This window comes from Actibacterium sp., assembly GCF_041584535.1.
Lineage (GTDB): Bacteria > Pseudomonadota > Alphaproteobacteria > Rhodobacterales > Rhodobacteraceae > Actibacterium_D.
The window spans coordinates 1-9,541 of record NZ_JBFHDW010000078.1 but is presented as its reverse complement, the minus strand read 5'-3'; the positions used below and the strand labels follow the sequence as shown (position 1 = coordinate 9,541).

General features: G+C 61.7%; 13 protein-coding genes. 9 read left to right on the top strand and 4 right to left on the bottom strand.

Features of this window, described 5'->3' with window-relative positions:
- Nucleotides 1–539: phosphate acyltransferase (locus tag ABYW26_RS05765; protein WP_372603834.1), on the top strand; the 539-nt coding region annotated here is incomplete at its 5' end.
- Nucleotides 540–647: 108 nt separating this feature from the next.
- On the opposite strand, the gene ABYW26_RS05760 is transcribed toward ABYW26_RS05765, so the two are convergent.
- Nucleotides 648–977, bottom strand: a complete 330-nt coding sequence (locus ABYW26_RS05760; protein ID WP_372603833.1) for an Hpt domain-containing protein — start codon at nucleotides 975–977, stop codon at nucleotides 648–650.
- A gap of 163 nt (nucleotides 978–1,140) precedes the next feature.
- Between ABYW26_RS05760 and ABYW26_RS05755 the strand changes: the two genes are divergently transcribed.
- Nucleotides 1,141–2,409, top strand: a complete 1,269-nt coding sequence (locus ABYW26_RS05755) for a PP2C family protein-serine/threonine phosphatase (RefSeq protein ID WP_372603832.1) — start codon at nucleotides 1,141–1,143, stop codon at nucleotides 2,407–2,409.
- A gap of 3 nt (nucleotides 2,410–2,412) precedes the next feature.
- On the opposite strand, the gene ABYW26_RS05750 is transcribed toward ABYW26_RS05755, so the two are convergent.
- Nucleotides 2,413–2,844 carry an NUDIX domain-containing protein gene (locus ABYW26_RS05750; protein WP_372603831.1) on the bottom strand — a complete coding sequence of 144 codons (432 nt, stop codon included), beginning with the start codon at nucleotides 2,842–2,844 and terminating at the stop codon, nucleotides 2,413–2,415.
- 76 nt (nucleotides 2,845–2,920) lie between these two features.
- Here ABYW26_RS05750 and ABYW26_RS05745 point away from each other — a divergent pair, with 76 nt between their 5' ends.
- From ABYW26_RS05745 to ABYW26_RS05725, 5 genes are all read left to right on the top strand, one after another.
- A complete protein-coding gene (locus ABYW26_RS05745) occupies nucleotides 2,921–3,928 on the top strand; it encodes an Hsp33 family molecular chaperone HslO (RefSeq protein ID WP_372603830.1) in 1,008 nt (335 codons plus the stop codon).
- Nucleotides 3,915–4,517: a CoA pyrophosphatase gene (locus ABYW26_RS05740; protein WP_372603829.1), complete on the top strand. Its 603-nt coding sequence runs from the start codon at nucleotides 3,915–3,917 to the stop codon at nucleotides 4,515–4,517. Before ABYW26_RS05745 ends, ABYW26_RS05740 begins: the two co-directional genes overlap by 14 nt.
- Nucleotides 4,517–5,680 carry a CCA tRNA nucleotidyltransferase gene (locus ABYW26_RS05735; protein ID WP_372603835.1) on the top strand — a complete coding sequence of 388 codons (1,164 nt, stop codon included), beginning with the start codon at nucleotides 4,517–4,519 and terminating at the stop codon, nucleotides 5,678–5,680. The genes ABYW26_RS05740 and ABYW26_RS05735 overlap by 1 nt, the downstream gene beginning before the upstream one ends.
- Nucleotides 5,677–6,891 carry a class I SAM-dependent RNA methyltransferase gene (locus ABYW26_RS05730; protein ID WP_372603828.1) on the top strand — a complete coding sequence of 405 codons (1,215 nt, stop codon included), beginning with the start codon at nucleotides 5,677–5,679 and terminating at the stop codon, nucleotides 6,889–6,891. The genes ABYW26_RS05735 and ABYW26_RS05730 overlap by 4 nt, the downstream gene beginning before the upstream one ends.
- Nucleotides 6,892–6,972: 81 nt before the next feature.
- Entirely contained in the window at nucleotides 6,973–7,473 is a 501-nt protein-coding gene (locus ABYW26_RS05725) for a murein L,D-transpeptidase family protein (RefSeq protein WP_372603827.1), read from the top strand.
- Between the two features lie 9 nt (nucleotides 7,474–7,482).
- Here ABYW26_RS05725 and ABYW26_RS05720 read toward each other — a convergent pair whose 3' ends face one another.
- Nucleotides 7,483–8,010: a CAP domain-containing protein gene (locus ABYW26_RS05720; protein ID WP_372603826.1), complete on the bottom strand. Its 528-nt coding sequence runs from the start codon at nucleotides 8,008–8,010 to the stop codon at nucleotides 7,483–7,485.
- 156 nt (nucleotides 8,011–8,166) lie between these two features.
- On the opposite strand from ABYW26_RS05720, the gene ABYW26_RS05715 reads away from it, so the two are divergent.
- Both ABYW26_RS05715 and ABYW26_RS05710 read left to right on the top strand, forming a co-directional pair.
- The gene (locus ABYW26_RS05715) at nucleotides 8,167–8,772 is read left to right on the top strand and encodes a L,D-transpeptidase (protein ID WP_372603825.1); all 606 of its coding nucleotides are present in this window, start codon (nucleotides 8,167–8,169) and stop codon (nucleotides 8,770–8,772) included.
- 137 nt (nucleotides 8,773–8,909) lie between these two features.
- Nucleotides 8,910–9,089, top strand: a complete 180-nt coding sequence (locus ABYW26_RS05710) for a hypothetical protein (RefSeq protein ID WP_372603824.1) — start codon at nucleotides 8,910–8,912, stop codon at nucleotides 9,087–9,089.
- Nucleotides 9,090–9,149: 60 nt separating this feature from the next.
- Here the strand turns inward: ABYW26_RS05710 and ABYW26_RS05705 are convergent.
- Nucleotides 9,150–9,541: ferrochelatase (locus tag ABYW26_RS05705; RefSeq protein ID WP_372603823.1), on the bottom strand; the 392-nt coding region annotated here is incomplete at its 5' end.

The following is a 9,541-nucleotide window of genomic DNA, read 5'->3' as shown; positions in this document are numbered from 1 at the left end:
GCGCCTCGGATGGGGCGGTTGGCGTGACGGCGTTGCTGCTGAACGGGCGTATCGTGCTGATTGCCGATACGCTGGTGCATGAATGGCCGGACGAAAACGATCTGGCGAATATCGCCGAGCGCAGCGCCGAAGTCGCCCGCAGTCTGGGCCTTGAGCCGCGCGTCGCCTTCGTCAGCTTCTCGACCTTCGGCTATCCGATGTCTGAGCGGGCACAAAAGATGCACGTTGCGCCGCTGGTTCTGGACGAGCGCGGTGTCGATTTCGAATACGAAGGCGAAATGACCGTCGATGTTGCGCTGAACAAGAACGCCCGGCAGCATTACCCGTTCTCGCGCCTGACCGGCCCGGCCAATATTCTGGTGGTTCCGGCGCGGCACTCGGCCTCGATCTCGGTCAAGCTGATGCAGGAAATGGCTGGCGCAACCGTGATCGGCCCGATCCTGACCGGGGTCGATAAGCCGATTCAGATCTGTTCGACCGTCAGCACGGTGAACGACATTCTGAACATGGCGCTGCTGGCTGCCAGCAAGGCCGGCTAAGACAGGGTTTTCAGCCCCGACTTGGTGAATGCGGATCATTTTATAATGTTCCACATTTGCCGACCGGGGATGACACCGCCCATCGAGGTCGCAACGACCGGGCGGCAATCACGCCGCCGCAGATGTCGCCCCGGACAAAAACACCCGCTTTGATTGCTGATAGCAGTCGACCAAATCCGAAATCTGCACCATCGCGCCGCCTGCGGCCGCACAGGTTTTCTCGGCCGCAGCGCAGGCACGGGCAAAGCTTTCGAACCCAAGGTTCAGCGCCGATCCCTTGAGAAAATGCAGCGCATCCGGCAGGCCGCCGCCCCGTTTCGCGGCGTTCAGATGCGATATAGCCTCTTCAACCTCCTCCAAAAACAGCGCGACCACTTCTTCAAACGCGTCCGCGCCAACATCGGATTTCAGATCCGCAACGCGGCCCCAATCAATCATTTCGCCCTCCGAATTCGCAGAAGGCCCCCAACCACGGTCAGATTAGGCGGGTCAAAGTTACGCAACCCCTAACGGCGGCGGCGAAATTACGAGGCATTTTAACCTTCACCAGCCGTTAAGCCGTTGTCGTCACAGTCGAATCAACGCGACGTTAGGGGATTCCGTGACACGATTTGCCAAAACATGCCTGCCTGCCGAGCCTGTTCCTGTTTCCCCCGGGCGTACGGTTCTGCTGGTCGATGACAGCCGGGCACAGCGGCGAATCCTGCGGGCGTCATTACAGAAATGGGGCTATCAGGTGATCGAGGCCGGGTCGGGCGCGCAGGCGCTTGAAATCTGCGGCGTTTACCCGGTGGATTTCATTATCAGCGACTGGATGATGCCGGGGATGACCGGGCTGGAATTTTGCACCCGGTTCCGGGCGCTGCGCCGCGCAAGCTATGGCTATTTCATCCTGCTGACCTCGAAATCCGAGACCCGCGAAATGGTGCATGGGCTTGAAAACGGCGCCGATGATTTCCTGACCAAGCCGGTCAATGCCAGCGAATTGCGCGCGCGCCTGATGGCGGGCGAGCGTATTCTGGGGATGGAGCAGGAGCTGACCGCGAAAACCCAACTGATCAGCGCCGCGTTAAGTGAATTGCAGGGGCTGTATGACGCGATCGACCGCGACTTGATTCAGGCGCGAAAAATTCAGGACTCGCTGGTGCCCGAGCGGTTCTGTCAATTCGGCAAGGCGCAGGTTTCGATGCTGATGAAGCCCTGCGGTCATGTCGGTGGCGATCTGGTCGGGGTGTTTTCGCCGGGGCCGCAAAGGCTGGCGTTTTACAGCATTGATGTGTCCGGGCATGGCGTTACCTCGGCCCTGATGACCGCGCGATTGGCGGGCTATCTGAATGGCCGGTTTTTAGAGCAAAACATCGCTCTTGAGCGCCGATATAACCGGTTTTTCGCCCTGCGACCCCCGCATGAGGTCGCGCAGATATTGAACGATCGCCTGTTGGCCGACCGCGGGGTCGAGGAATATTTTACAATGGCTTACGGGGTGATGGACCTGAAAACCGGCATCGCGCGGCTGGTTCAGGCTGGCCACCCGCACCCGGCGGTGCAGCGCGCCAGTGGGCAAATCGAATTCATCGGCGGCGGCGGGGTTCCTGTCGGGCTGATTCCCGGCGCGCGCTATGACACGTTCGAGGTGATGCTTGCGCCGGGGGATCGGCTGATCCTGTATTCCGATGGGTTTACCGAGGCCGAGGGACATACCGGAAAAATGCTTGAGGAATGCGGGTTGCGCACCCTGTTGTCGCGCACGGCGACCCTGACCGGCCCCAAGGTTCTGGATACGTTGTTTCAACAATTGACGCAGCGGCAGAATAACCAGCCGCTGACTGATGATGTGTCTGCCGTGTTGCTGGAATATGTAGGCGCTTAGGGCCTAAAGCAGGCTGGCGAAATAGCGGTCGCCGGTATTGCCCAGCATTTTGGGGGCCTTGTCGATCGGGATGAATTCGACCGTGTGATAGGGCTCGCTGGGTTGGCGCAGTTGGCGGATCGGCTGACACAGGTAGATGTGGCAGATCTTTTCCGCCCAGATGTCGTAATCCGGCATGAAGGTGAATCGCCGGAACGCACCGACGCGCCGGATCGGCGCGATCTTCCAGCCGGTTTCCTCCATCGCCTCGCGGTGCAGGGCGGCGAGGGGTGATTCGCCCGGATCAACGCCACCACCGGGCAATTGCAGCTCGGAAATCGGCCGCGATTGATAGGTCACCAACAGCGACCGGCCCAAGGGCAACAGCGCATAAACGCCCGCGCGCATCTGATAGGTCTGCCCGGCCAAAGCCGGTTCGCCAAATCGCCGGATCATCGCTGCCCCCTTGGTGTGATGGTTGTGCCGCCTATATTGTCGCGGTATGCCAAGCACAGGCTCTCAAGGAAACCCCATGTCTTTCGGATCGCAAATCGCTTGGGACGATACCGTCCTGCCCTTTCAGCTTGACCGCTGCGACATTCGCGGCCGGGTCGCGCGTCTTGATGGCGTGTTGGATCAGGTCCTGGCGCAGCACGATTACCCGCCGGTGATCGAGGCGCTGGTCGCCGAGGCCGCGCTTTTGACCGCGATGATCGGCCAGACGATCAAGCTGCGTTGGAAATTGTCGATTCAGGTGCGTGGCGATGGCCCGGCCCGCTTGATCGCGACCGATTATTACGGCCCGTCCGAAGATGGCCGCTCGGCCCGGGTGCGGGCCTATGCCAGCTATGACGCCGAGCGTCTGAATTACGACGCGACCGATCCGTTCAGCCAGATCGGCAAGGGTTATATGGCGATCCTGATCGATCAGGGCGAAGGCACGGTGCCGTATCAGGGCATCACGCCGATCGCGGGCGGATCATTGGCCGCTTGCGCCGAGACCTATTTTGCCCAGTCTGAACAGCTTCCGACGCGGTTTTCGCTAAGCTTTGGCCGCTCGCGGCTGGCCGGGCAGGGTGAAACCTGGCGCGCGGGCGGTGTCATGTTGCAAATGATGCCCAAAGCCTCGCCTTTTGCGGCGGGCGAGGGCGGCAGCGGCGAACAAGGCGTGCTTCAGGCGCAGGATATTCTGGACGACGAAGCACGCGAAAACTGGGTGCGGGCGAATGTGCTGCTGGACACGGTCGAGGATCTTGAGCTGATCGGCCCCACCGTCCAGCCGACCGAGCTGTTGATCCGCCTGTTCCACGAAGAAGAGCCGCGGGTGTTCGACTCGCAATCGGTCAAATTCGGCTGCACCTGTTCCGAGGCGCGGGTGCGTCAAAGCCTGTCGATCTATTCGGCCAAGGATATCGCGCATATGACCACGCCCGAGGGCATCGTCACCGCAGACTGCCAATTCTGCGGCGCGCATTATGAACTGGACCCGAAAACCTTGGGATTCGAAGCCGAAAAGGAGACGCCGGGTGACAGGGGCTGAGCCCCTTGACCGCTTGCGCGAGGCGCTGAACCGGCCGGGCGAGGGCTCGTCGGATTTTGACCTCAATCCCGATTTTGCCCCGCCGGCCGGTGTGGTTCTGCGCCCGGCGGCGGTGCTGGTCGGGATCAGCCTGTATCACGACACGCCGCGGGTTTTGCTGACCAAGCGGTCGTCGCGGCTGAAACATCACCCCGGACAAATCGCCTTTCCCGGCGGCAAAAAAGACGACAGCGACCGCGATCTGGTCGAAACTGCCCTGCGCGAAGCGGAAGAAGAGGTCGGTCTGCCTGCCGATCGCGTTGAAATTATCGGTTCGCTGCCCACGCATGAAACCGTCACCGGCTTTACCGTAACCCCGGTTTTCGGCCTGATTAGTGACGCATTTCCCCTGCGCCCCGAGCGCGGCGAGGTTGACGAGGTCTTTACCGTGCCGCTGTCGCATGTGCTGAACCCCGATCAATTCGTGATCCAGTCGCGTCATTGGCGCGGCTTGCGGCGGCATTACTACACCGTGCCCTATGGGCCGTATTACATCTGGGGCGCCACGGCGCGCATTTTGCGTGCGCTTGCAGGACGGATGGCGGAGTGATGCGGATCACCGAGGATTGGATCGCGGCGCCGGAAACTCAGGCGGTCTGCGCCATGCTGACCGACGCGGGCTATCAGGCGCTGTTTGTCGGCGGCTGTGTGCGCAACGCTCTGTTGGGGTCGCCGGTCAATGACATCGACATTGCGACCGACGCTTTGCCGGAAACGGTGGTGGAACTGGCAACGCGCGCCGGGCTGACGCCGGTTCCGACCGGGGTCGAACATGGCACCGTGACCGTGGTGTCCGCGCATGTGCCGCACGAGGTCACGACCTTTCGCAAAGATGTCGAAACCGATGGCCGCCGCGCCGTGGTCGCGTTTTCCGACAGCGCCGAGCAAGATGCGCATCGCCGTGATTTCACCATGAATGCGCTATATGCGGCGCCTGACGGTCAGATCATCGACCCGCTGGGCGGTTTGGCCGACCTGACCGCGCGCCGGGTGCGGTTCATCGACGATGCCAGCCAGCGCATTCGCGAGGACTATTTGCGCATCCTCAGATTCTTTCGGTTTCACGCGTGGTATGGCGATCCGGCGGGCGGTATCGACCCCGACGGACTGGCCTCCTGTGCCACGCTTTCCGCTGGAATAGAGACGCTTTCGCGCGAACGCGTCGGGGCCGAGATGAAAAAACTGCTGGGTGCGCCCGATCCTGCGCCCAGCGTTGCGGCGATGGTTCAGGCCGGTGTTCTGGCGCATGTCCTGCCCGGCGCCGATGCCCGTGCCTTGCCGGTTCTGGTGCATCTTGAGCAAGACAGCGGCCTTGCCCCCGATGCGATCCGGCGGCTGGCGCTGTTGGGTGGGCAGGGGGCCGAAACTGGCCTGCGCCTCAGCCGCGCCGAAGCACATCGTTTGACCCGCCTGCGCGATCAAATCGGCGCGCCCGAGAATGCGGCGGCGCTGGGTTATCGCCTTGGGCCTGACGAGGGGCGCGATGTGCTGTTTCTGCGTGCGGCGCTGTTTGAGACGCCGCTGCCCGGCGGCTATCAGGCCGAGCTGGCGCGCGGTCATGCGGCGGTCTATCCGGTCAAGGCCGCCGACCTGATGCCCCAGCTGCGCGGCCCGGATTTGGGCGCCTGCCTGAAACGCCTTGAACAAACATGGATAGACTCGGATTTTTCGCTGACCAAGGCCGAGCTTCTAAAGGATAAAGACAAGATATGAGCGTTATTATTCAAAGGCTTGGCCATCTTGGTGACGGGGTTGCCGAAGGGCCGGTTTTTGTGCCCCTGACCCTGCCCGGAGAAGAGATCGACGGCGAAATCACCGGCGACCGGATCGCCCAGCCCAAGATCATCAGCCCCTCGCCGGACCGGGTCCGCGCGCCTTGTCCGCATTACAAAACCTGTGGCGGTTGCTTGCTGCAACACGCCTCGGATTCGTTTGTCGCCGGGTGGAAGCAGGAGGTCGTCGAAACCGCGCTGCGGGCGCAGGGTTTGACGGCCGAGATGCGGCCAATCCTGACCTCGCCCGCCCGGTCGCGGCGGCGGGCAACGCTGGCCGGGCGGCGGACGAAAAAGGGCGGCATTCTGGGCTTTCACGCGCGCGGCTCGGATACCGTGGTGCCGGTGCCGGATTGTCACCTGCTGCACCCGGACCTGATCGCGGGCCTGCCAGCGCTTGAGGCGCTGTTGCCGCTGGCCGCGTCGCGCAAGGGCGAGGTGGCGTTTGCCGTCACCCGATCCGAGGCGGGTCTGGATGTCTCGGTCAGCAATGCGAAACCGCTGGATGGGCCGCTTTGGGCCGAATTAGGGTCGATTTCCGGCAAGTTCGACCTTGCCCGGCTAACCTGGGAGGGCGAGTTGGTGGTCGAACGCAACCCGCCGGCTCAGCGTTTTGGCAAAGCCTTGGTCGTGCCGCCCGCCGGTGCGTTCCTTCAAGCAACCGCAGAGGGTCAGGCGGCGCTGACCGCGTCGGTGATCGAGGCCACGCAAGGCGCGAAAACCGTCGCTGACCTGTTCGCCGGGTCGGGCACGTTCAGCCTGCCTTTGGCCGAGCGGGCCGAGGTTCTGGCGGTCGAAAGCGAGGCCTTGATGCTGACCGCGCTGGATCAGGGGTGGCGCCGGGCGCAAGGGCTGCACCGGATCATCACGGAAACCCGCGATCTGTTCCGCCGCCCGCTGATGCCGGATGAATTGAAACGGTTTGACGCCGTGGTCATCGACCCGCCGCGCGCCGGGGCCGAGGCGCAGATGCAGCAACTGGCGAAATCGGTGGTTCCGGTGATCGCCGCCGTGTCGTGCAACCCGGTGACCTTTGCCCGCGACGCGGCAATTTTAGCCGCTGCGGGCTATCGTCTGGACTGGGTGCAGGTGGTCGATCAATTCCGCTGGTCGCCGCATGTCGAACTGGCGGCGCGGTTCAGCCGCGCATGATGCGAAATGGGGATTATCCGCGCCCCTGAAATCCGGTATGATCGCGGCAATAATAATCGAACGAGGCAAGGCAGTAGTTCAATGTTCGATCGTCGTGGTTTTCTTTTGGCTGGCGCAGCGCTGGGCCTAAGCGGGTGCGCGTCCGGCCCGCGTATTCCGCCCTATGACGGGCCCGAGGTGACGCGAATCGTCGTCGTGAAACAGGATCGCCGGATGTATTTGATGCATCAGGATGAGATTCTGGAAAAATACGACGTCGCGCTGGGATTCGCGCCCGAAGGCCACAAACAGGTCGAGGGCGACGGCAAAACCCCCGAGGGGCGCTATTTCATCAACCGGCGGAACTATTACAGCCAGTTCCACCTGTCGCTGGGCATCTCTTATCCGAATGACGTCGACCGGGCCGAGGCGCGGGCGCTGGGCAAATCGCCGGGCGGGGATATTTTCATCCATGGGCAGGCGGGCAAGAACAAGGGCAAGCCGCGCGATTGGACCGCGGGGTGCATCTCGATCACTGACCGCGAGGTCGAGCAGGTCTGGTCGATGGTGCGCGATGGCACGGCGATTGATATTTTTCCCTGACGGGCGGGGTTACATTGCCTCGGGGACGCCGGTGCCGGTGACCATGGTCCACCAGATTTTACCGCTGGCTTCCTGAAAATAGGCGAAACCCATATCGCGGGCATGGGCATCCAGCACCACGTTGGCGGTGTCGGGTTGATCCATCCACGCGGCAAGGGTTTCCAGTTCGGTCTCGTAGGTTTCCGAGATGTTTTCACCCAGAACCGTGCCGGGATATCCGACGCGCTGAACCCGGTCGATCGGTGACGAACCGTCCGAGCCGAAATGCCACGGCCGGTTTTGCACCGCCATATCGCGCGAATGGGTGGCGGCGGCGGCGTTCAGCTGGGCGTTCAGCACCAAGGGCTGGACCCCACGTGCGGCGCGCAGGGCGTTCACCGAATCAAGCATCCGATACTGAATCTTGGCGCCATCGCCGGCCGAAATCCGATAAACGCGCGGCAAGGGTTTGCCGTCCGGGCCCAGGGCGGGCGTCGGCGAGCTGCAAGCGGACAGCGAAAAAGCGGCAACAAGCACAAGCGCGAACAGTCGAAGCATACCAATATCCCTTGTTTGCCTTACCTCTAGCGCGAAGCGTTGCGCGGTTCAAACGGTTCAGCGCGGCAAGGATCACTTACGCGTGTTTGATTTGCGACTGAGGCCGGATCGCCATAACATGCGGTATACGTCTTGGACAAAGATGAGGGTATTGCAATGAGTCACGGTTCGTTTGACATCAAAAGCCGCCGCGCGTTTCTGGCTGGTGGCGCGGCATTGCTGTCGGGGGTTGCCTCGCCGGTGCTGGCGCAAGACGGCGCAGATACCGTCGAGATCGAGGAGGAAGTCTCGGAAAAGGTGCGGCACAATATTTCCAGCTTCCGCACCCTGCGCTGGCAGCCGTATTTCGCCAATCTCCACAAGGGCGCGATCCTTGTCGATACCACGTCGCGGGCGCTGCATTACTGGTCCGAGGATGGGGAAACCTACAAGCTGTATCCGACCAGCGTGCCCCTGTCCGAAGAGATGACCCGCCGCGGCCGCACTTCGGTTGTGCGCAAGGTCGAGGGGCCGGAATGGCGCCCGACTCCGTCGATGTTGAAGCGCAACCCGGATTGGCCAAGCTATGTCGGGCCGGGTCCGGACAACCCGCTGGGCACGCATGCGCTGTATCTCAGCTGGACCTATTATCGGATTCACGGCACCCACGACACGCGCAAGATCGGCCGCCGGTCGTCGAACGGCTGTATCGGCCTTTACAACGAGCATATCTCTGAACTTTTCAGCTTTGCAAAGACCGGCACTCAAGTGTTGCTGATTTGACGACAAACTAGTGACTTTGCGGCCTGGACTAAAACGCCGGTTGCAATATCTTTTTCTTACTGTTTAGTGGGTATTACAAACACAGCCTTGAGTTCGCACCGGCGAAAATCGTCCGTGCGGCCATTCTGGAGGGAAACATGAAGAAACTCGTTCTCGCTGCTGCTCTGACCGCCGCTGCTTCGACTGCATTTGCTGGCAACATGTCGGCGCCCGCTATGGAACCGGAAGTGATCGTCGAGGAAACCTCGTCGTCCAGCGCCGGCATCATCGTGCCCGTTCTGTTCCTGCTGCTGGTCGCTGCTGTCGCATCGAACTAAGCACTACGAATATACAGCGAAAAGGGCGGTGGTTTTCCACCGCCCTTTTTGTTTGCGCTGTTAGCCGATCCAGCCTTTCAGGTTATCGGCCACGACCCCGGCCAGCATCGCAATATGCGCGGTGTCGTCGTTCAGGCAGGGAATATAGGTGAACTGCTGACCGCCAGCATGTTCGAAACTTTCCCGAATCTCTTCGTTGATTTCTTCCAGGGTCTCGATGCAATCGGCGGAAAATGCCGGGGCAATGACTGCCAGCCGCTTGATTCCGTCCTCGCGCGCCAGGCGGGCGACCTCTTGCACGGTATAGGGGCGCAGCCATTCCTCGGGGCCAAAGACCGACTGGAAACTGGTGGCGATCCGGCTGTCATCCCAGCCAAGGCGTTCCTTCAGAAGGCGCGTGTTTTTCTGGCACTGACAGTGATAGGGATCGCCCTGCATCAAATAGCGTTTCG